20 protein-coding genes are annotated in these 21,365 nt (G+C 61.0%); 9 read left to right on the top strand and 11 right to left on the bottom strand.

Translation table 11 applies throughout. The features are described from left to right. The first annotated feature begins 41 nt into the window (after positions 1-41). A complete protein-coding gene (locus AC0R79_RS01220; RefSeq protein ID WP_474732851.1) occupies positions 42-701 on the top strand; it encodes an NAD(P)-dependent oxidoreductase in 660 nt (219 codons plus the stop codon). A gap of 4 nt (positions 702-705) precedes the next feature. On the opposite strand, the gene AC0R79_RS01215 is transcribed toward AC0R79_RS01220, so the two are convergent. Continuing rightward, on the bottom strand, positions 706-1,662 hold the full coding sequence (locus AC0R79_RS01215) for a choline sulfate utilization transcriptional regulator (protein ID WP_474732850.1): 957 nt from the start codon (positions 1,660-1,662) through the stop codon (positions 706-708). 114 nt (positions 1,663-1,776) lie between these two features. On the opposite strand from AC0R79_RS01215, the gene betC reads away from it, so the two are divergent. The 3 genes from betC to AC0R79_RS01200 all read left to right on the top strand — a co-directional run bounded on the left by betC (position 1,777) and on the right by AC0R79_RS01200 (position 5,896). Beyond that, positions 1,777-3,291: a choline-sulfatase gene (gene betC / locus AC0R79_RS01210; protein ID WP_474732848.1), complete on the top strand. Its 1,515-nt coding sequence runs from the start codon at positions 1,777-1,779 to the stop codon at positions 3,289-3,291. A gap of 16 nt (positions 3,292-3,307) precedes the next feature. Further along, complete coding sequence (choX, locus tag AC0R79_RS01205; RefSeq protein ID WP_102688222.1) at positions 3,308-4,225, top strand: choline ABC transporter substrate-binding protein; 918 nt, start codon at positions 3,308-3,310, stop codon at positions 4,223-4,225. Positions 4,226-4,327: 102 nt separating this feature from the next. Then, a complete protein-coding gene (locus AC0R79_RS01200) occupies positions 4,328-5,896 on the top strand; it encodes a SulP family inorganic anion transporter (RefSeq protein WP_192562967.1) in 1,569 nt (522 codons plus the stop codon). A 7-nt stretch (positions 5,897-5,903) separates the two neighbouring features. On the opposite strand, the gene aroE is transcribed toward AC0R79_RS01200, so the two are convergent. Together aroE and hemF are read right to left on the bottom strand one after the other, a co-directional pair. Then, positions 5,904-6,725, bottom strand: coding sequence for a shikimate dehydrogenase (gene aroE, locus AC0R79_RS01195; RefSeq protein ID WP_474732846.1), 822 nt, complete (start codon positions 6,723-6,725; stop codon positions 5,904-5,906). Between the two features lie 9 nt (positions 6,726-6,734). Further along, positions 6,735-7,649 (bottom strand): oxygen-dependent coproporphyrinogen oxidase, encoded by a 915-nt coding sequence (gene hemF / locus AC0R79_RS01190; protein WP_474732844.1) that lies wholly within the window; start codon positions 7,647-7,649, stop codon positions 6,735-6,737. A gap of 147 nt (positions 7,650-7,796) precedes the next feature. Between hemF and AC0R79_RS01185 the strand changes: the two genes are divergently transcribed. Next, positions 7,797-8,774 carry an NADPH:quinone reductase gene (locus AC0R79_RS01185; RefSeq protein ID WP_011331749.1) on the top strand — a complete coding sequence of 326 codons (978 nt, stop codon included), beginning with the start codon at positions 7,797-7,799 and terminating at the stop codon, positions 8,772-8,774. A 23-nt stretch (positions 8,775-8,797) separates the two neighbouring features. Here AC0R79_RS01185 and AC0R79_RS01180 read toward each other — a convergent pair whose 3' ends face one another. From AC0R79_RS01180 to AC0R79_RS01145, 8 genes are all read right to left on the bottom strand, one after another. After that, positions 8,798-10,096, bottom strand: coding sequence for a phenylacetate--CoA ligase family protein (locus AC0R79_RS01180; protein ID WP_474732842.1), 1,299 nt, complete (start codon positions 10,094-10,096; stop codon positions 8,798-8,800). Further along, positions 10,086-11,354 carry an aminotransferase class I/II-fold pyridoxal phosphate-dependent enzyme gene (locus AC0R79_RS01175; protein WP_474732841.1) on the bottom strand — a complete coding sequence of 423 codons (1,269 nt, stop codon included), beginning with the start codon at positions 11,352-11,354 and terminating at the stop codon, positions 10,086-10,088. The genes AC0R79_RS01180 and AC0R79_RS01175 overlap by 11 nt, the downstream gene beginning before the upstream one ends. Next, positions 11,351-12,445 carry a DUF3419 family protein gene (locus tag AC0R79_RS01170; protein ID WP_474732839.1) on the bottom strand — a complete coding sequence of 365 codons (1,095 nt, stop codon included), beginning with the start codon at positions 12,443-12,445 and terminating at the stop codon, positions 11,351-11,353. Before AC0R79_RS01170 ends, AC0R79_RS01175 begins: the two co-directional genes overlap by 4 nt. A gap of 42 nt (positions 12,446-12,487) precedes the next feature. Further along, positions 12,488-13,222, bottom strand: a complete 735-nt coding sequence (locus AC0R79_RS01165; RefSeq protein WP_474732838.1) for an iron-containing redox enzyme family protein — start codon at positions 13,220-13,222, stop codon at positions 12,488-12,490. Next, the gene (locus AC0R79_RS01160; protein WP_127796477.1) at positions 13,200-13,871 is read right to left on the bottom strand and encodes a GNAT family N-acetyltransferase; all 672 of its coding nucleotides are present in this window, start codon (positions 13,869-13,871) and stop codon (positions 13,200-13,202) included. The genes AC0R79_RS01165 and AC0R79_RS01160 overlap by 23 nt, the downstream gene beginning before the upstream one ends. A 271-nt stretch (positions 13,872-14,142) precedes the next feature. Next, the gene (gene tsaC / locus AC0R79_RS01155) at positions 14,143-14,700 is read right to left on the bottom strand and encodes an L-threonylcarbamoyladenylate synthase type 1 TsaC (protein ID WP_007954101.1); all 558 of its coding nucleotides are present in this window, start codon (positions 14,698-14,700) and stop codon (positions 14,143-14,145) included. Positions 14,701-14,754: 54 nt separating this feature from the next. Further along, positions 14,755-15,855, bottom strand: coding sequence for a DNA-processing protein DprA (gene dprA, locus AC0R79_RS01150; RefSeq protein WP_474732835.1), 1,101 nt, complete (start codon positions 15,853-15,855; stop codon positions 14,755-14,757). A gap of 79 nt (positions 15,856-15,934) precedes the next feature. After that, a complete protein-coding gene (locus AC0R79_RS01145) occupies positions 15,935-16,960 on the bottom strand; it encodes a LysM peptidoglycan-binding domain-containing protein (protein WP_007954103.1) in 1,026 nt (341 codons plus the stop codon). A gap of 169 nt (positions 16,961-17,129) precedes the next feature. Here AC0R79_RS01145 and def point away from each other — a divergent pair, with 169 nt between their 5' ends. From def to trkA, 4 genes are read left to right on the top strand one after another with little or no spacing between them, the layout of a single operon-like run. Then, entirely contained in the window at positions 17,130-17,636 is a 507-nt protein-coding gene (gene def, locus AC0R79_RS01140) for a peptide deformylase (protein ID WP_007954104.1), read from the top strand. 56 nt (positions 17,637-17,692) lie between these two features. Further along, entirely contained in the window at positions 17,693-18,652 is a 960-nt protein-coding gene (fmt, locus tag AC0R79_RS01135) for a methionyl-tRNA formyltransferase (protein WP_474732834.1), read from the top strand. Then, positions 18,649-19,959, top strand: a complete 1,311-nt coding sequence (rsmB, locus tag AC0R79_RS01130; protein ID WP_127796473.1) for a 16S rRNA (cytosine(967)-C(5))-methyltransferase RsmB — start codon at positions 18,649-18,651, stop codon at positions 19,957-19,959. Before fmt ends, rsmB begins: the two co-directional genes overlap by 4 nt. A 22-nt stretch (positions 19,960-19,981) precedes the next feature. Further along, a complete protein-coding gene (gene trkA / locus AC0R79_RS01125) occupies positions 19,982-21,358 on the top strand; it encodes a Trk system potassium transporter TrkA (RefSeq protein WP_085606334.1) in 1,377 nt (458 codons plus the stop codon). The last annotated feature ends 7 nt before the right edge of the window (positions 21,359-21,365 follow it).

Here is a 21,365-nt window from a genome sequence, read left to right as displayed (position 1 = left end):
TGTCACACGCCATACAAGGGAAAACAAAAGGGACCTCAGCCATGAAAAATGCCGAAACCCCGGCGGTGAAAGTGGTGCTCTATGGTGCCATGAGTAGCCTGGGCAGTGCGTTGATGGCTGAACTGCTGCGTCGCCAGCACGAAGTCATCGCGATCCTCGACGATCTGACGGCGCTCGCGCCACGGCCGGGGCTGCGTACCAAAAGCGGCGATCTGCTCGATGCCGAGCGGGTCAATCAGAGCGTGGCCGGCAGCACGGCGGTGATCTGCCTGCTGAATGCGCCGGGCTTGCCGCTGAGTAGTGATCATGTCGAAAAATCCGTGGTGCTGGGGCCAGTGGAACAGGTGCTGGTGGTGGATGCGTTGATCGATGGATTGCAAGCGGCGAACGTCTCGCGGCTGTTTGTCATCGGCGAATTCGAAGCACTGGACGATCCGGAAAACGCCGACCCGCTGCAACGCCACGCCGCCGAGGAAGTGCGCGAAGCCCTGCAAAGCAGCCCGTTGCACTGGACGCTGGTGAATGCACCGCGCAGCGTCGCCGGGCTGACAATCGAGCATTTCAGTCAGGTCGGCCGCACGCTTGAACCGGGTCTGGCCGAACCGCTGGAACGCCTGAACCGGGTGGCGGTGGGGATTGCCGACGAGCTGCGGCTGAATCTGCATCTGCGTCAGCACGTGGATTTTGTCGCCGCCTCTTGATCCATTACACAGCAATCGAAGGCAACGGCAGCCCGGCCAGGGATTCGGCGCTGCTCGCCTGTTCGGCCATCAGCCAATCCACGAACGTCTGGATCAACGCGCCCCGGCGTTTGCGCTGCGGCAGCACCACGTAATAACCGAGGCACGACAGGGTGGTTTCGGCAATCGGCCGGCACAGCAGACCCTGGGTGAGCAAGTTATCCACAAGGTGCCGCCAGCCAATGGCCACACCCTGACCGCCAATCGCCGCTTGAATCAGCAATGTGTAATTGTCGAAGCGCAACTGGCCCGGGGCGGGCGGCGTGCTGATGTTCAACTCGCGGAACAGACCGCTCCAGTCGAACCAGTTGCTGCTGTTTTCCCCGCGCAGGTGCAGCAGCGGAAACTCCATCAATGCTTGGGCAGGCAAGGGCAGGGGCAGGGGGCGATCCTTTAGCAATTGCGGACTGCACACCGGAAACACCTCTTCGCTGAACAACCAATGACTTTCGCCCTGTTTAAAGCGACCGTCGCCGAACAGCACGGCAACGTCGATATCCGGGCGCAGCATGTTGTGATTGCGCTCGCTGGTGACCAGGCTCACGTCCACCTGTGGATAAGCTTCATGAAAGCGGTGCAGACGCGGCATCAGCCAATACGCGGCGAAGGCGAAATCAGTGGCAACCTGCAGCACTTCATGTTGCTGCTGAGTGCTGATCGCGCTCAATCCTGCGTCGATATTCTGCAAACCGAGGGTAACCTGCTCGAACAGGATCGAGCCGACCTCGGTCAGTTCGATGCCTCGGTAGATGCGGTCGAACAGCCGCGTGCCGAGTTGCTCTTCCAGCCGTTTGATCTGCTGACTGATCGCCGGTTGCGTCGTGCCGAGCTCAACCGCCGCAGCGGTAAAGCTGCGATGACGGGCCGCCGCCTCGAAGGCGCGCAGCAGGTCGAGCGACAAATCACCGAGGGCTTCATACATAAGCTGTGCTTATCCTAGTCATTGTCCGGCGCGGGCTTTACCGGATATTGCGTGGAATCCATGCTCGATCGCAGCAATGTCGCATAAATATTCACTATGGAATGCCGCGATCACATGAAGCGCAAGAACATTCTTTTCATCATGGCCGATCAAATGGCCGCGCCAATGTTGCCGTTCTACGGCCCGTCGCCGATCAAACTACCGAACCTCAGCCGCCTCGCCGAACAAGGCGTGGTGTTCGATGCCGCCTACTGCAACAGCCCGCTGTGCGCACCCTCGCGTTTCACCCTGGTCAGCGGCCAGTTGCCGAGCAAAATTGGCGCCTACGACAACGCCGCTGATTTCCCCGCCGACATTCCAACTTACGCCCATTACCTGCGCCGCCTCGGTTATCGCACCGCGCTGTCGGGCAAGATGCATTTCTGCGGCCCCGATCAACTGCACGGTTACGAAGAGCGCCTGACCAGCGACATCTATCCGGCCGACTACGGCTGGGCGGTGAACTGGGACGAACCCGACGTGCGGCCGAGCTGGTATCACAACATGTCTTCGGTGTTGCAGGCCGGGCCGTGTGTGCGCACCAACCAGCTCGACTTCGACGAAGAAGTGGTGTTCAAGGCTCAGCAATACCTGTTCGACCATATTCGCGAGGACGGCAACCAGCCGTTCTGCCTGACCGTGTCGATGACTCACCCTCACGACCCGTACACGATTCCCAAGGCGTTCTGGGATTTGTACGACGATGCGGATATCCCGCTTCCGACGACGCCGGATCAGCATTCACTCGATCCGCACTCCCAGCGTTTGCTCAAGGTCTACGACCTGTGGGACAAGCCGCTGCCTGTGGATAAAATCCTCGACGCACGCCGCGCGTACTTCGGCGCGTGCAGCTATATCGATGCCAACGTCGGCAAACTCCTGCAAACCCTCGAAGATTGTGGGCTGACGGACGACACCGTCATCGTGTTCTCCGGTGACCATGGCGACATGCTCGGCGAGAAGGGCCTCTGGTACAAAATGCACTGGTACGAAATGGCCGCGCGAGTGCCCCTGTTGATAAGTGCACCCGGTCAGTTCAAATCGGGCCGTGTCAGCTCTGCCGTCTCCACCGCCGACTTGTTGCCGACCTTCGTCGAACTGGCCGGGGGCAACCTGGAGCCGAACCTGCCGCTGGACGGCCGTTCGCTGGTGCCGCATCTGCAAGGGCAGGGCGGTCACGACGAGGTGTTCGGCGAATACATGGCCGAGGGCACCGTCAGTCCGCTGATGATGATCCGCCGTGGCGCCTTCAAATTTATCTACAGCGAAAGCGACCCTTGCCTACTCTTCGATGTGGATAACGATCCACGCGAGCAGGAAGAACTCAGCCAATCACCGCAACATCGCCAGCTGTTCGACGATTTTCTCGCCGAAGCACGTGCCAAATGGGACATACCGGCAATCCACCGTGAAGTCCTCGAAAGCCAGCGCCGCCGGCGCTTCGTTGCCGAGGCGCTGACGATCGGCAAGCTGAAGAGCTGGGATCACCAGCCGCTGGTGGACGCCAGTCAGCAGTACATGCGCAACCACATCGACCTCGATGACCTGGAGCGCAAGGCCCGTTATCCACAACCCTGCCAAAACCAATAACGTTAAGGGGAAGTCCATGGTCAAGTTATCCACAGTCGTGACGGTCAGTCTGCTGGCACTGGGCAGCGCATCCGCGTTCGCCGAGAGCTGCGACACGGTGAAAATGGCCGATCCCGGCTGGAGCGACATCGCCGCGACCAACGCCATCACCGGGTTTCTGCTGGATGGCATGGGCTACAAGGCCAAGGTCGACACGCTCGCGGTGCCGATCACCTTCGGCGGCTTGAAGGACGGGCAGGTCGACGTGTTCCTCGGCAACTGGATGCCGGCGCAGCAGGGCTTCTACGACAAGTTCGTCGCCACTGGTGACGTCACGCAACTGGCGAAGAACCTCGACGGCACCGAATTCACCCTGGCCGTACCGGATTACGTGTGGGACGCGGGTGTGCATAACTTTGCCGACCTGAATAAGTACGCCGATAAATTCGAAAAGAAGATTTACGGCATCGGCTCCGGCGCGCCAGCGAACATCTCACTGCAAGAGATCATCAAGAAAAACGACTTCGACCTGGGCCAATGGAAGCTGATCGAGTCCAGCGAACAGGCGATGCTGGCCGAAGTCTCGCGGGCGGTGAAGAAACAGAAGTTCGTCACCTTCCTCGGCTGGACTCCGCACCCGATGAACGTGCAGCTGAAAATGCATTACCTCAAGGGCGGCGAGAAGTACTTTGGCGACACGGGTAGCGTCTACACCCTGACCCGCAAGGGCTACGCAGAGGCCTGTCCGAATGTGGGTAAATTGCTGACCAATCTCTCGTTCACTCAGGAGATGGAGAACAGCATCATGGCCGAGGTGGTGAACAAGAAGGTCAGCAATGCGGAGGCGGTGAAGGCCTGGATCAAGGCGAATCCGGCGGTGCTGGACAAGTGGCTTGATGGTGTGAAGACGGTGGACGGCAAAGATGCGTTGGCGGCGGTTAAAGCCAAACTGTAACTGCGCGGGCCGATCGTTCCCACGCTCTGCGTGGGAATGCCGCAATGGACGCTCCGCGTCCCGGGCTGCGTACAATGCGCAAAATTTCACCCGAGAGGATCCATGGCCCTCCCCAGCCGTCGCTCACTTTTCCCCTTCCTGACCTGGCTGCCCCGGCAGACCCGCGCCAGCGTCGGGCGGGACCTGGTCGTCGGCCTCAGCGGGGCGATTCTCGCGTTGCCCCAGTCGATTGCCTACGCGCTGATCGCCGGTCTCCCACCGGAATACGGCCTCTACGCCGCCATCGTTCCGGTGTTGATCGCTTGCCTGTGGGGCTCGTCGTGGCATCTGATCTGCGGGCCGACGGCAGCGATTTCGATTGTGCTGTTCGCCAGTGTCAGTCCGCTGGCCGTGCCTGCGTCGCAGGACTACATCACCCTGATCCTGCTGCTGACGTTCCTTGCCGGGATTTTCCAGTGGCTGCTTGGCCTGTTGCGCTTCGGTGCGCTGGTGAATTTCGTCTCGCATTCGGTGGTACTGGGTTTCACCCTCGGTGCGGCGGTGGTGATTGCCATTGGTCAATTGCCGAACCTGCTGGGACTGGATCTGCCGGCCAAGGCCACGGCGCTCGCCAGTCTGATGGATCTGCTGCGTCATCTCGGGGCTGTGGATAAACCGTCGCTGGTCCTCGGTGTGGCCACGGTGGTAGTCGGCGCATTGCTCAAACAATGGCTGCCACGCTGGCCGACGCTGTTGATGACCTTGGTCCTCGGCAGTCTGGTGGTGTGGCTGTGGCCGGCGATGTTCGGCCACGTTCAGTTGGTCAGCGCGTTTGTCGGGCGCTTGCCGCCGTTCAGTGGATTGCCGCTGGATATGGACCTGATCCTGCGTCTGCTGCCCAGTGCCGTGGCGGTGGGCATGCTCGGGCTGGTCACCAGTCTGTCGATTGCCCGTTCGATTTCTGCACGCTCGCAACAACTGCTCGACGCCAACCAGGAAGTCCGCGCGCAGGGTCTTTCGAACATTGTCGGGGCGTTCTTTTCGGGATCGTTGTCCGCCGGCTCGTTCACCCGTTCCGGACTGAGTTATGAGGCCGGGGCCTGCTCGCCGCTGGCCGGGGTGTTTTCGGCGTTGTGGGTGGCCTTGTTCGCGATCTTCGGTGCCGGGCTGATCGCACACATTCCGATTCCGGCCATGGCCGGCAGCATTCTGTTGATCGCCTGGGGACTGGTGGATCATCGCGGCATTCGCGCGCTGTTGCGGGTCAGCCGGGCGGAATTTGTGGTGATGAGCCTGACCTGCGTTGCCACGTTGCTGCTGGAGTTGCAGACGGCAATCTACGCTGGCGTGCTGGCCTCGCTGTTTTTCTACCTCAAGCGCACTTCGCAGCCGAGGGTGCAGCACTGGCGCGATGGCGAAGACGATGTGTTGCGGGTCGGCGGGTCGATCTTTTTCGGCGCCAGCCACTACCTGCAAGTGCGCCTGCAACGGATGCACGGCGCGCGGGTGGTGATCGAGGCACAACAGATCAACTTCATCGACTATTCAGGCGTGGAAATGCTCCATCAAGAAGCCCGGCGCCTGCTGCGCCAGGATCGCAGCCTGACCTTGCGTCAGGCGCGACCGCAGGTAGTGGAGGAGTTGCGCAAACTCGAAGGGCCGGAGAAATGCCCGATCCGCTTCGAGGACTGAGGGCGCCTTACAGCGCCAACTGCCGACGCAATTCCGCCAGAACCGGCGCAGTGTCCGGACGCACGCCGCGCCACAGGAAGAAGGCTTCGGCAGCCTGCTCGGCCAGCATGCCCAAGCCGTCCATCACCACACCCGCGCCGTGCTCGCTGGCCCAGCGGCAGAATGCGGTCGGTTCCTTGCCGTACATCATGTCGTAGCACAGGGTCTTGCCCGGCTCGATCAGGCTTGGGGCAATCGGCGGCACGTCGCCGGTGAGGCTGGCGGAGGTGGCGTTGATGATCACGTCCACCGGCTCGCGCAACCAGTCGTAACCACTGGCCGACACCGGCCCCAGATCACAGAACAGTTCGGCCAGCAACTCGGCCTTGTCCACCGTTCGGTTGGCGATGATCACCGAGGCCGGTTTTTCCGCCAGCAACGGCTCCAGCGCACCGCGCACCGCGCCACCGGCGCCGAGCAGCAGAATGCGTTTGCCAGCGAGGCTGACCCCGGCGTTGACCGTCAGGTCCCGCACCAGCCCGGCGCCGTCGGTGTTATCGCCGAGCAGGCTACCGTCGTCGAGCTTACTCAAAGTATTCACCGCACCCGCGCGTTCGGCGCGGGCGGTCAGGCTGTTGGCCAGGCGATAAGCATCTTCCTTGAATGGCACGGTCACGTTGGCGCCGCGACCTTCCTGGAAGAACGCCGTGGCGCAGCCGGAAAAGTCCTCGAGCGGCGCCAGCAGGGTGCTGTAGTCGAGGCTTTGCCCGGTCTGTTCGGCGAACAGTTTGTGAATCATCGGCGACTTGCTGTGGCCGATCGGGTTACCGAAAACGACGTAACGATCCATCAAAAGTCCTCAGGCCTGGGCCAGCCAGTCGCGGTCTTGCAGGAAGTACTCGGTCAGGCGTGCTTCTTCGCTACCCGGCTCGGCTTTCCAGTCGTAGGCCCAGCGCACTTGCGGCGGCAGCGACATCAGGATCGACTCGGTACGCCCGCCCGATTGCAGGCCGAACAGGGTGCCACGGTCGTAAACCAGGTTGAACTCGACATAGCGGCCGCGACGGAATTCCTGGAACTCACGCTGCTTGGCGGTGAAGGCGTCGTTCTTGCGGCGCTGCATGATCGGCAGGTAAGCGTCGATGTACGCATCGCCGATGGCGCGCATGAAGGCGAAACTGGTGTCGAAGTCCCACTCGTTCAGGTCATCGAAGAACAGGCCGCCAATGCCACGCGGCTCGTGGCGATGCTTGATGTGGAAATAGGTGTCGCACCAGGCCTTGTAACGCGGGTAGACATCCCGGCCGAACGGCGCGCAGGCCTGTTCGGCAACGCGGTGCCAGTGGATGCAGTCTTCTTCGTTGCCGTAGTACGGAGTCAGGTCGAAGCCACCGCCGAACCACCAGACCGGCTCTTCACCTTCCTTCTCGGCGATGAAAAAGCGCACGTTGGCGTGGGACGTCGGCACATGCGGGTTGTGCGGGTGGATCACCAGCGACACGCCAAGGGCTTCGAAACCACGCCCGGCCAGCTCCGGCCGATGGGCACTGGCAGACGGTGGCAGGCCACTGCCGAAGACGTGGGAAAAGTTGACGCCGCCCTTTTCGATAACCGTGCCGTTCTCGATCACCCGGGTCCGACCGCCACCGCCGGCCGGACGGGTCCAGGCGTCTTCAACGAAGCGCGTGCCGCCGTCTTCAGTTTCCAGCGCGGCGCAGATGCGGTCTTGCAGGTCGAGCAGATAGGCCTTTACGGCGTCGGTGCGGGTCGTCATGGCTTCACCTTGGATCGGGCGGAACTGCGCGGCGCCCCGCGCAAATGGGCGCGTAGCATACCATCGCAAACCGGCACGCCGCAGTTGACGAAGATCAAGCATGAGCGTTCGATAGGGACCTTCCCAAATGACCCAAGGAGTAGGCAGATGGCCAAGCGAATCCAGTTCCGCGCCCACGGCGGCCCCGAAGTGCTCGAGTACGTTGACTATCAACCCGCCGAACCCGGTCCGCAGCAGGTTCGCGTGAGCAACAAGGCCATCGGCCTGAACTTCATCGACACCTACTACCGCAGCGGCCTGTACGCGCCACCGGCGTTGCCGTCGGGCGTGGGTGCGGAAGGCGCCGGTATTGTCGAGGCCGTGGGCAGCGAGGTCACCCGGTTCAAGGTCGGTGACCGCGTAGCTTATGGCAGCGGTCCGCTGGGTGCATACAGCGACGTCCACGTCCTGCCGGAAGCGAATCTGGTGCACCTGCCGGACGCCATCAGCTTTGAAACCGCCGCCGGCGTGATGCTCAAGGGCCTGACTGTGCAATACCTGCTGCGCCAGACCTACGAACTCAAGGGTGGCGAAACCATTCTGTTCCACGCAGCAGCCGGCGGCGTCGGTTTGCTCGCCTGCCAATGGGCCAAGGCCCTGGGCGTGAAGCTGATCGGCACCGTCAGCTCGAAAGCCAAAGCCGATCTGGCCAAGGCCCACGGCGCCTGGGAAACCATCGACTACAGCCACGAAAATGTCGCCCAACGGGTGCTGGAATTGACCGACGGGAAAAAAGTCCCGGTGGTCTACGACGGCGTCGGCAAGGACACCTGGCCGGCGTCGCTGGACAGCGTGGCGCCCCGTGGCCTGCTGGTGAGCTTCGGCAACGCGTCGGGCGCGGTGGACGGCGTGAACCTGGGGATTCTGGCGGCGAAGGGTTCGCTGTACGTCACCCGGCCGACCCTGGCGACCTACGCCAATAACGCCGAAAACCTGCAGCGCATGGCCGACGAGCTGTTCGGGATGATCACCAGCGGCAAGCTGAAAGTGGATATCAGCCAGCGTTATCCGCTGGCTGACGCGGCCAAAGCGCAGACCGAGCTGTCGGCGCGGCGAACCACGGGCTCCACTGTCCTGCTGCCCTGACCACCAATGACCTCGGCCCATCGTCATGACGGTGCCGGGGTCTGTTCCAGCGTCACAAAAAACGGCGTCTTGCCGGCTTGGGTGGTTTCGAACTCCTGACGGGCAAGACGCTTCACCTCCAGCCCCAACACACCGGGTAGCCTGAGCAATGCGCTGGCCTGTCCTTCGACCTGCAACGCATCTTCGATAATGCTTTGTGTGTCGGCTGTCAGTATGTCCTCGGCGATGACCAGACGCATGCGTGCTCCCTCGGGCCGTCGATCAATCTGCACCTGGACATCGGTGGCCTGCAACTGCGGCAAAAGCTGCCGGAGTACGTGCAATACCTGTGACTGAGTGATGAGCGCGCCACCCAGTTTGATCGATGTCTCGACCCGCCCCTCAAGCGCCAGCACCGGCATGGGACTGCCACAGGCACACTTCGTCACTGTGCGCAGGATTCGCCCACGATCCCCGATCCGGTAGCGCAACAGCGGCACGTGATCGGGCAGCAGTGGCGTCAGCAGAAACTCACCGGTTTGCTCTTCAGCCAAAGCTTGCAGGGTCAGCGGATCAACCACTTCGAGCAGCATGGCGTCGGCATGCAGGTGATAAAGACCGTGCTCCAGATGGGCACATTGAAAACCGATGGGGCCGGTCTCCGTCGAGCTGTAGCCCAACGAGCGGATCTTCAGCGCCGGCCAGTCCCGGGCCAATTGGTCGCGCAGCGTTTTACTGCAAGGTTCTCCAATGTAGTAGAGCCACTTCAGGCTGCACAATTGCACAGCGCCAGCTGTTTCATGATTGAACAAAGCAGCGGCGAAGGAGGGAGTGCATATCAACGCATCGGCCTTGTGTGTCTGAATCAGCTCGGCGACGCGCTGCACGCCCATCTGTGAACCGGCAGGCAACAAGCGTGCGCCAATGTGCTGGACGATGGCTGACGCATATTGAAAAGCACCCTGCATTTCCCCGGCCGTCAGGCAGTTGATGACCGATTCAGGTCGTTCGTCCGTCACCCCGAACATCCGTGCTCCCAAGGGCACGATTGCAGCGTTGAACGCCCAGGAATGGGTGATCTGTTTGCGATTTCCGGTGCTGCCTCCCGAGGTCAGGGTCAGCCCGCCACCCGGTGCTCGATGTGAAGCTTCACCGAGCGCGGAAAACAGCCCGCCGCCGAACTCGTCTTCCACCGCCAGAACCGGCAATCGATGCAGATCGGCCAATCCCTGTACTTCAAGGATTCGCGGATACAGCGCATGGAACCACGGCAGTGAACGCGCGTGAGCCAATTTACGCGCGAAGGCCTCGGCCGATACATCCGTGACGAGTTCATTGCTCATGGCCGCGCCCTCCCTGACGAATGCCCAGCTCATCGAATCCGCTACGGACGGAGTTCGCCAGAGACTCCAACTGGTGCTGACTGTGGCTCGCGCTGATGGCCAGACGCAAAATCGCCTCGCCCTTGGCCACCACCGGAAACAGCGCGGTAGTGACCGCCATGCCCTGCCGGCGCAAATGCTGCGCCAGGCTGATCGCATCTCTCTCGGCCCCGACGCGGACAAAACGAATGGGGGACGGGACGTGATGATTGCCCAGCACTTGCCCCAGCAAACGGTCGATCGTGGCGATGTTTCGCCACAGCGCGACCTGCAATTGACCCAGCTCCGGCGACAAATGAATTTTTCCCGAAGCAACTGCTGCGCCCACCCCGCCAACGGACAATGGTCCGCCAAACGTATAGGTCGATGCATGGCGCCGAATCATCTCCGCATCGGCTTCGGTGCGCACAGTAATCGCCCCACCGGTTGCGCCGAAGGCCTTGGACAACGACGACAGCAGGATCAGCCGGCCACGCTGTCGTTCATCCGCCGCGTCCAGCGCGTAACCACCTCCGGCCACGCCATGGATCGACGTACCGTGGGCGTCATCCGCATAGAGATAACCGTCGAAACGCTCCGCCAGTTGCAGCAGCCGATTGATCGGGTAAACACCGCGCATCGAGCCAATGCTGTCGGTCAGGATGATGGGCGTATTACCCGCCGCGACCGCCGTTGAGCACGCTTCCTCCACCTGCTCTACATCGCTGCAATCGCGGCGCTGTATCGGCCCGAATTGCCAGAGAATGCCTTGCAGCACTTGCATCGAAGCGTGAGCGGCGCGGTCGACAATCCAGCACGGTCCACGACGCATGGGATACGAAGGCATTTCGCCGGAGCCGAGCAGCGGCAGACAGCCAAGATGCGCACTGCCCACCGAGTTGAAGGTGACCGTATGCCCCTGAAATATCCGGTTGAGCAGTTCATCCAGCTCACGTATGGGTGGCAACAGCGCTCGAGTTCTTGCGGCGGCGAACTGCACGCCGAAGGACTCGACGGAATGCATCGCCCCCTGAATCAAGCGAGGATCACACTCAAACCCCAGATAGGAGCAGGAAAGAAACTCGGTCAGCCGCTCACCGCTTTCGAGTTCGATCTCTTTGCCTTCACGTTTAGCCAGTTTCAGACCATTGAGCCCGGCATCGAATAACTGCTGCTGATCGTCACGCGCTTGCCGGACACGGTTTTTGACCCAATTGACGGTCGGTTGAAAAGTGTTCATCGGGATACCTGCAAAGAGGGTGTGCGGCGATAGACCTGGACATGCCAGAGCTGGGTTTTTTCTCGCGCAATGTCTGCCTGGTACTGTTGGGTGATATCGCAGAAGCCTGCGCAATCGGGTCGCACAACATGCAAATGACCCCGCATGACCACCTGTGCGTTTTCCGACAGGGCCGGTGCCAGGCGCTGCAAAACGTTCTTGCCGGCCGCTTCGGGCATAAAGGAAGGCACGTCCGACAGCGATACGAAATCGATGGCTGTGTCCTCGGCAACACAGTCGAGGATGTCGGCCTGCACCACGCGTAACTCGCACTGCTGAAGTCCCTCACGAGCCCGCTGGAAGATCTGCGGATCGCACTCCAGCGGAAAGCCTTGTGGATAACGCAGCTCACCGAAAAACAGCATTTGCAGGAAAAAGCTCTCGCGGACCACCTGAGTGGTGAACAACGTATGGAAAATTTCCAGATACGCCGCACGGGAGCTGATCCCCAGGTTGTTAGGTGGAAACGCGCCTTTGTACAGCAGCGAATTGAGGACTGCTGCGTTTCCCAGCAAAGCGATCACGGCTTTCCAGCGCTTGAGCGGAAATCGGTTTCGGTAATACTCCGTTTGCTCCTCGAGCTGGCTGAACTGAAAAATGCCCCGCCCAGCCTTGCCGGTAAACAGTCCGGTGATCTTGGCCAACCGCTTGAGGGTCTGCTCGAATGCGCCCATGTAAATCGGCGCTTCCCAACGTCGGGACTGGAAGAACGCCGACAGCCAGCGACGATCCGTCGGCGGTAAAACCAGTTGCTGGAAAATGGAGCGGCGTCGCGCCCGCATACTTTCCATTCGATAGCCCATGAACGCCATGAACGACTCGTGATCGGTCTGTTCCAGCAGGGCAAAACGCAATCGGGTGAACGCCAGTTGCGGCGCACTGATATCGGTACAGGTCATGCGTGCCGGGGCGGCGGCCAATAACGGCAACAGCCGGCCGCCGCATCCGGCGATACCCAGCACGTGTCCGGCACGTCTGGGCAGGATCGCGTACTCAAGCGCGGTGTCCTCATCCCCGAGCGTGTAGTTGAGCCGGTCGAAATAATCAGCCATGTCTGCCTCCAGCCGTCTGATCTGAGCATGGGCGGGCGGCCTTCATTGGTTGTCCAGCGCATGGAGGAAGTCATAGCGGGGCGCCAGCCCGTTTTGCCAGGCCTCGAACTGCTCATAAACCGCCTCGAGCATGCTGCCGGTCAGGCGCAGGCTGGTTTCCATGACAGTGCTAATCGCATCCCAGTCCTCCTGACGTTTGCAGGTGCGCTGCAGCATCAATTTGATTTCGTTGAAGTGCTCGATATCAATGTCGGAATGCGCAATGAAGAAAGTCAGTTGAGCGGGTTTGAGCGCCAGCGTTTCACTCAGGCTATCAATGAGCGGAGTGATGAACTGATAGGCGTTTTCTGCCCAATAACTATAACCAAGCCGTTGTAACGGGTTACCGGTAAAGGAGATCCAATATAAATAAGCGATCAGCACATCAGTGGCCGGTAGTGCAGGCGGAATATCAAACACTTCATTCTTCAAACCTAGACTCATGACATCATGCAGAGCCATTTTTTCATGACCGACTTCCTGTGCCGCATGTTCAAAGCAGAACTTGGCATACACCGGATTATCCGCATGTCTAACACCGACCAATCCTTGATTACGTGCGTTGTGTGCCGTGTAGTGAAAAGTCTGGATCATGTAGATCGCATACAAGGCTTTTGAAACGCTACCTTCGCGGATGGCATTCACCAGCCGCGAACTTTCAAGAATATCGGCCCATGATTTTTCGATTCGCTCATCGAGCAGGCTTAATTGTTGTTCAAAACTGAGAGGCGTATTCATCGACGGGGGTCTCCAATGGGTTGGCGAGCAGGTGGGCGGACTGTTGAAGTGCTGTGAGGATTTGCTGCCATTGAGCCGAGAGCAGCCAGTAATCGCCGCGTTGGCGTTGTTCGATACGCAGGGCGTCGGTGGTGATGGGCGTCAGGCCGAAGCGCTGGAACAGTCGCCGCTGCGGTGATCGGCACAGCGCGGTAACGCCCTCATAACCCCGTGTGACCGCCCATTCCGTGGCAGCCGCCAGCAGGCCGTGAATCGACATGGGGAACTGAGTTTGCGAGTGACTGATCAAGCGACTGAACTCGACATGGCGCGACAGCGTCGTGGCGGGAGACAGTTGCTGCTGCGCCAGTGAGGCCCATTCGAACGGCGCAGGGGTCACTCTCAATACGGCCGTGGGCCTGTCGTGCTGATACAACAGAAAGTGGGTACTGCGCGAAATAATCGCCAGGCGTGTTTCAAGTGACCTGGCTCTGGGTGTCAACATGTAGTGTTGCAATCGCAATCGAAAATGACGGGAAACAAACCGTTCAAACTCTCGTGTGTCTGATCCTGCTTCAAGAATAACGATGCGATAGTTTTCATGACGCCTTTTAAAGGTCGCCTGAATCTCCTGCAGATAATCCGTTAATTGCGAATCCCTGATATCCATTTCTTCTCCGCAGCCGTTAACTTTTCGAAGTTTTCTGAGCGCATTGAAATAATGAATGGTTTTAGAAAAGTCGCCACTGTGTGGCTTCTGAGAATAACGTCGGAAAAATTACAACAATTGAATACTTAAAGATTCATCTGACATAGAAAGGAAAAATTCAAACAAAACGCGGGGCTATAACTTCAGCTAAATGAAGGAAAAATCGCAGGCACGCGTAGTACCCCTCGCCGTGAAAGCCGAGGAGTACTCACGAAATCAACCAAGGGTGGTATCAGGCCGGGCGCACGATATTGCCGGTGGCCAGATCCCGAATCAGGCTCGGGTTCTTGCGACCGCCAAGCGCTCCGCCGAGCACCAGATCGACCTGACCACGGAAATACTGCTCGACCCGCAAGCGACTCTTCGCCGCCGGCCGCCCCTGCGGATTGGCCGACGTCGAAATCAACGGCCCCACCAGCGAGCACAGATCCCGCACCTGCGGATGATCGCTGACCCGAAGCGCTACGGTGTCATGCACCCCGGTCACCCATTCCGGCAACAGGTTCTGGTGCGGCACCAGCCAGGTGTTCGGGCCCGGCCAGGTGCTGGCCATGCGGTCGATCCAGTCCTGCGGGAAATCCTCGAACAGAAAATCGAACTGACGAATGTTGTCGGCGACCAGGATCAGCCCCTTGTCCACCGAACGGTTCTTGATCGCCAGCAGACGATCCACCGCTTCTTCATTCCAAGGATCGCACCCCAGCCCCCAGACGGCTTCGGTTGGATAGGCAATCACCGCCCCGGCGCGAATCTCTCGTGCGGCTTGTTGCACACGCCAACTGTTGACCATGAAAAACTCTCCGCAAACAGGTTTCGCGCAGTTTACCGATCTTCAATGTAAAACCTAGCTCACGCGCGCAAACCAGCGGCCGTTTTCGCACACTGCGCGGCCATCCATCTCCAGTTCGGTCAGCGCCGCCAGCACTTTGGGCAGCGCCCAGCCACTGCTGTCGGCCAGGCCCTCGCTGGTGTGCGGCGCCGCGTGCAGCAAGCTCAACAACGGGTTCTCCGGATTCGCTGCGGCGGTGGATACCGGCAGGTGCTGCCAGCCGCGCAGGGCTTCGAGAATGTGCTCGATGGTTTCCACCAGCACGGCGCCATCACGGATCAGTTGATGACAGCCCCGGGCGCCGGGGTGATGAATCGAACCCGGAATGGCGTAAACCTCGCGACCCTGTTCTGCCGCCAGCCGCGCAGTGATCAACGAACCGCTGGCAACGCTGGCCTCGACCACCAGCACGCCGAGGGACAAACCGCTGATGATCCGGTTGCGTCTCGGGAAGTTGCTCGCCGTCGGCCCGGTGTCCAGAGGGAATTCCGAAAGCACCGCACTGCCGGACGCAATCATCGCGTCCGCCAGCCGTCGGTTGCGCTGTGGATAAAAGTTTTCCAGACCGGTACCGAGCACGCCGACCGTTTGCCCGCCGACGTCGACAGCGGCTTGATGCGCCGCCGCATCGATGCCCAGCGCCAGGCCACTGGTGATGACGAATCCGGCCCCCGCGAGACTGCGGGAAAACGCAGCGGCAGTGTCCATGCCCGGGCGGGAGGCGCGGCGACTACCGACCATCGCCAGCTGCGGTTTTTCCAGAATCCGTGGGTCGCCAGCGACGAACAGCAGGGGCGGTGGATCGGGAATCTGCGCCAGCAGGGCCGGATAATCCGGGTGATCCCACATCAGCAAATGTTGATCCGGACGCTCTAGCCAGCGCAATGCGTGGCTGGCGCCGTCGCGAACTTCAGGGCAGCGTCGGGCCTCGGCGCTGGCCGCCGGCAAACCCAGCGAGCGCCAGGCACTGGCGGGAGCGCTGATAGCCTTTGAGGCAGAGCCGAAGGCTTCGAGCAGTTTGGTGAAACGCTTGGGACCGATTTCCGGCAAGCGGTGCAGGCGCAAGCGCGCTTCCAGTTCCGCCGGGGAAACCGACGCAGAGACAGGCATCATCATGGATCATCCTTGATCGTTATAAGGCCCGAACCTTTCGGAACAAGCTGTGGATAACTCTGTTGGTAACTTGTGAAGCCAGCTAAGGATTTCGCACCTTGTCCAGCACCGCCAGCGAGCGCGATGCGTTCAGCACGAGGCCGTAACTGAGTTTGTCGTAGGTGCGGAACACCATCAGCAATCCGGCACGTTCATCCGGGATTTTCAGCGGCTGGCCGGTGATTCGGTCACGCACGGTTTCCCCGGTTTTCATCACCACCAGCACGTTGCCCTCGGCCAGGCCGTCGCGTTTGCCCTTGTTCAGGGTCACCACGTCCATCGCGCCGATCTGCGTGACGCCGCGCGGCACATCGATGATCAGGCCGTTGATGTCGGTGGTAGGAGCGCTGGGCATGAAGGTCGAGTTGATCGAACGCTCTTCGCCGCTGAACAAGCGGTCGCCGAGGCGCACTTCCTGGGTCGTGCGTTGCAGGGCGAGGGTGGCGACGTCGCCTTCGGTGGCGACGATTTCACCGCCGCCGATGTCGTCGGCGTTGATCCCCAGAAACTCCTTGCTCTGCGGATCGGTGTAGACCTTGCCCTGGCGGAAGATGCCGTAGACCGGCTGGTTCGGGTCGAAATGGCCACGGGCGAAGATCCGGTCGCCGGTGCCGCTGAGCACGCGCTCGGCGTCGCCGGCGACGATGTACGGCGCCTTGTCGAAGTCCTCGACCTTGTCGACGATGCGGTTGCTCAGCAGAAAGCTGTTGATGGATTTGAGCGGAATGCTCGGAATCGCCTCGGCTACCGGACTGGTACGGATGCGTGGCGACAACTTGATGGTGCCGCGCGACTCGCCGCGATTGACGGTCAGGCGCGGCTGGCCGTTGACGTAACTGAGCGTCAGCGTGTCGCCCGGATAGATCAGGTTAGGGTTTTCGATCTGCGGATTGGCCCGCCACAGCTGCGGCCACTGCCAGGGTTCGCGCAAATATTTACCGGAGATGTCCCAGAGCGTATCCCCCGAAACCACCGTGTATTGCTGTGGAAAACCTTCCTTGAGTTGCACTTGCCCGTGCGCGGCGCCGGCCGAGGCCAGAAACAGCAGGGCGAGTAGTGATTTCCTCATGCGGTGAATCCCTTTATTATGTGCGTTCGCGTGAAACGCCAGAGCCCCCGTGGCTCGCTCCCTGCTCTATGCTGAAAATCAAGGAGCTACGTTTCACAACGGTAGCCTGCATCTTCGGACCCGCCAGGCCATCGCCCGACTTTACCTCACACGTGCAGCAATCAAGCTTATGGCCATTTTGAACATCCTCGAATTTCCGGACCCGCGTCTGCGCACTATCGCCAAACCTGTGGCTGTAGTGGACGACGAAGTGCGTCAGCTGGTCGATGACATGTTTGAAACAATGTATGAAGCGCCGGGCATCGGCCTTGCCGCGACCCAGGTCAACGTGCACAAACGTATCGTCGTGATGGATCTTTCCGAAGACCGCACCGAACCCCGGGTGTTCATCAACCCCGAGTTCGAATCGCTGACCGACGAAATGGAGCAATACCAAGAAGGCTGCCTCTCGGTGCCGGGTTTCTACGAAAACGTCGACCGCCCGCAGAAGGTCAAGATCAAGGCTCTGGATCGTGACGGCAAGCCTTACGAACTGATCGCCGAAGGCCTGCTCGCGGTGTGCATCCAGCACGAATGCGACCACCTCAACGGCAAGTTGTTCGTCGATTACCTGTCCACGCTCAAACGCGACCGGATCAAGAAGAAACTGGAAAAGCAGCACCGCCAGAACGCTTGATGCCCCTCTCCAAAGGCTTGCTGCGGCAAGCCTTTTTCTTTTTATGAGACTCCCCCATGACTGAGCCACTGCGCATCGTTTTTGCCGGCACCCCGGAATTCGCCGCCGAACACCTCAAGGCCCTGCTGGACAGCCCTTACGAGATCGTTGCGGTCTACACCCAACCGGATCGCCCGGCCGGTCGTGGGCAAAAACTGATGCCGAGCCCGGTCAAACAGTTAGCGTTGGAAAACAATATCCAAGTGTTGCAGCCGCCGACCCTGCGCAACGCTGACGCTCAAGCCGAGCTCGCGGCACTCAAGCCTGACTTGATGGTGGTGGTCGCCTACGGCCTGATCCTGCCGCAAGCGGTGCTGGATATTCCGCGCCTGGGTTGCATCAACAGCCACGCCTCGCTGCTGCCACGCTGGCGCGGTGCGGCACCGATCCAGCGCGCCGTGGAAGCGGGCGATGCCGAGAGCGGCGTGACCGTGATGCGCATGGAAGCCGGCCTCGATACCGGGCCGATGCTGCTCAAAGTCGTGACCCCTATCAGCGCCGAAGACACTGGCGGCAGCCTCCACGACCGTCTGGCCGAAATGGGCCCGCCCGCCGTAGTGCAGGCGATTGCCGGTCTGGCCGCTGGCACCCTGGAAGGCGAAGTGCAGAACGACGAGCTCGCCACCTACGCGCACAAACTGAACAAGGACGAAGCACGCATCGACTGGAGCCGTCCGGCCGTTGAGCTGGAACGTCTGGTCCGCGCCTTCAATCCATGGCCGATCACCCACAGCACGCTCAACGGCGAAGCGCTGAAAGTGCTGGCGGCGACACTGGCCGAAGGCAAAGGCACACCGGGCACGATTCTCGGCGCCAGCAAGGACGGTTTGCTCGTCGCCTGTGGCGAACAGGCGCTGTGCCTGACCCGTCTGCAATTGCCCGGCGGCAAGGCGCTTAACTTCAGCGATCTGTTCAACAGCCGCCGTGAGAAATTCGCCACCGGCACCGTGCTGGGCGCAGCGGTAGAAGCGCAATGAACCCGCGTCTGGCCGCCGCCAAGGCACTCGCCGCTGTCCTCAGCGGCAAGGCTTCGCTCAACAGCTCCCTGCCGACGCAGTTGGACAAGGTCGAGGATCGCGACCGCGGCTTCACCCAGGATCTGGCATTCGGCACCGCCCGCTGGCAGCCACGCTTGTCGGCGCTGGCGGAAAAACTGCTGCAGAAGCCGTTCAAGGCTGCCGACGCCGATGTCGAGGCATTGCTGCTGGTCGGTCTCTATCAACTGCTCTACACCCGCGTCCCGCCGCACGCTGCGATCGGCGAAACCGTCGGTTGCGCCGACAAACTGAAAAAGCCGTGGGCCAAAGGTCTGCTCAACGCCGTACTGCGCAATGCGCAGCGCGAACATGAGGCGATCTTCGCCGAACTGGAACGCGATCCGGTGGTACGCACCGCTCACCCGCGCTGGCTGCAAAAATCCCTGAAGGCCTTCTGGCCTGAGCAATGGGAAGCCATTTGCGAAGCCAACAACGCGCATCCGCCGATGATTCTGCGGGTCAACCGTCGTCATCACAGCCGTGACGCGTACCTGGGTCTGCTGACTGAATCCGGGATCGCCGCGCAGCCGTGCACCTTCAGCCGCGACGGCATCATCCTCGACGCCGCCGCTGACGTGCGCAGTCTGCCGGGCTTCGCCGAAGGCTGGATCAGCGTGCAGGACGAGGCCGCGCAACTGGCCGCCGACCTGCTCGACCTCGCACCGGGCCAGCGAGTACTGGACGCCTGCTGTGCGCCGGGTGGCAAGACGTGCCACATCCTCGAAGCCGAACCGGCACTGGCCGGCGTGGTGGCGGTGGATCTGGAAGCCAAGCGTCTGGTGCGAGTGAAGGAAAACCTCGAGCGCCTCGGTCTGAACGCCGAACTGATCGCCGCCGATGGTCGCGACACGGCAGCGTGGTGGGACGGCAAACCGTTCCAGCGCATCCTGCTCGACGCGCCGTGCTCGGCCACCGGGGTGATCCGCCGTCATCCGGACATCAAGCTGACCCGTCAGGCCGACGACATCGCCGCCCTCGCGCAACTGCAAGGCGAGTTGCTCGACGCGATGTGGAAAACCCTCGAAGTGGGCGGCATCCTGCTCTACGCCACCTGCTCGACCTTGCCGACCGAGAACACCGAAGTGATCGCCGCGTTCCTTGAGCGCACACCGGGTGCCCGGGAGCTGGATCTGGCCACCGCCGCCGGAATCAAGCAGCCCCATGGTCGCCAATTGCTGGCCCAGCAGGGCGGGCATGACGGGTTCTACTACGCCAAGCTGATCAAGATCGCTGCCGCGCGCGGCTAAACGGATTCAATGGAGTGACTGGATGAAAATTATCATCCTCGGTGCGGGACAGGTCGGCGGTTCGCTGGCTGAACATCTGGCCAGCGAGGCCAACGACATCACGGTGGTCGACACTGACGGCGACCGTCTGCGCGATCTTGGCGACCGCCTCGACATCCGCACCGTGCAGGGCCGTGGCTCGTTGCCGAACATTCTGCGTCAGGCCGGTGCCGACGACGCCGACATGCTGGTCGCGGTGACCAACAGCGACGAAACCAACATGGTCGCCTGCCAGGTCGCCCACACCCTGTTCCACACCCCGACCAAGATTGCCCGGGTGCGCGAAGCGTCGTACCTGACCCGCGAGGAGCAACTGTTCCAGAACGAGGCGATTCCGGTAGACGTGCTGATCAGTCCCGAGCAGGTCGTCACCAACTACATCAAGCGTCTGATCCAGCACCCCGGCGCCTTGCAGGTGATAGATTTCGCCGAAGGCCAGGCGCAACTCGTCGCGGTGCGCGCCTACTACGGCGGGCCGCTGGTGGGTCAGCAACTGCGCCAGTTACGCGAACACATGCCGAATGTGGAAACCCGGGTCGCCGCGATTTTCCGCCGCGACCGACCGATTCTTCCCCAGGGCGATACGGTGATCGAGGCCGACGACGAAGTCTTCTTCATCGCCGCCCGTGCGAACATTCGAGCCGTGATGAGCGAAATGCGCCGGCTCGATGAAAGCTACAAGCGCATCGTCATCGCCGGCGGCGGGCAGATCGGCGAGCGGCTGGCCGAGGCCATCGAAAGCCGCTATCAGGTGAAGATCATCGAGATGAACCCGGCGCGCTGTCGTTATCTCTCCGATACCCTCGACAGCACCGTGGTATTGCAGGGCAGCGCTTCAGATCGCGACCTGCTGCTGGAAGAGAACATCGCCGACGCGGACATCTTCCTCGCCCTGACCAATGATGACGAAGCCAACATCATGTCGTCGCTGCTGGCCAAGCGTCTGGGCGCGAAGAAGGTGATGACCATCATCAACAATCCGGCCTACGTCGACCTGATTCAGGGCGGCGACATCGACATCGCCATCAGCCCGCAACTGGCGACCATCGGCACCTTGCTGGCCCACGTGCGGCGTGGCGATATCGTCAGCGTGCACTCATTGCGCCGGGGCGCGGCGGAAGCCATCGAAGCGGTGGCCCATGGCGATTCGAAGTCGAGTAAGGTCATCGGCAAGGCCATCGAAAACATCGCACTTCCACCAGGAACCACCATCGGCGCGATCATCCGCGATGAAGAAGTGATCATCGCCCATGACGATACGGTGATCGCAGCGGGCGACCACGTGATCCTGTTCCTTGTGGATAAAAAGCATATTCGCGATGTGGAGAAGCTGTTCCACGTGGGCCTGAGTTTCTTCTGACCGACCA

It is taken from the genome of Pseudomonas sp. HD57-3, assembly GCF_056113135.1.
The sequence above is the reverse complement of the archived record's forward strand: the minus strand, read 5'-3'. Positions and strand labels throughout refer to the sequence as shown.